Source organism: Vibrio sinaloensis DSM 21326 (genome assembly GCF_000189275.1).
Classification (GTDB): Bacteria; Pseudomonadota; Gammaproteobacteria; order Enterobacterales; family Vibrionaceae; genus Vibrio; species Vibrio sinaloensis.
The window spans coordinates 1-273 of the sequence record NZ_AEVT01000135.1 but is presented as its reverse complement, the minus strand read 5'-3'; the positions used below and the strand labels follow the sequence as shown (position 1 = coordinate 273).

2 tRNA genes are annotated in these 273 nt (G+C 47.6%); both read right to left on the bottom strand.

Annotated elements, in window-relative coordinates:
- Positions 1–54 precede the first annotated feature (54 nt).
- A tRNA-Ala gene (locus RH45_RS22665) sits at positions 55–130 on the bottom strand.
- Positions 131–168: 38 nt separating this feature from the next.
- Positions 169–245, bottom strand: a tRNA-Ile gene (locus RH45_RS22660).
- Positions 246–273: the final 28 nt, after the last annotated feature.

The window sequence follows — 273 nt, the reverse complement described above, 5'->3', positions numbered from 1 at the left end:
AGATTTTCTGATGAAAACCATGTTTAAAGATTCTTGTGAAAGAACACTTAAAGATGGTGGAGCTATGCGGGATCGAACCGCAGACCTCCTGCGTGCAAGGCAGGCGCTCTCCCAGCTGAGCTATAGCCCCATCAAGGTGTCGATACTGTATGCCAATTTCAAGGAAATTGGTGGGTCTGAGTGGACTCGAACCACCGACCTCTCGCTTATCAGGCGAACGCTCTAACCACCTGAGCTACAGACCCAGTATCGTCTCTAAAACTATAAACATAT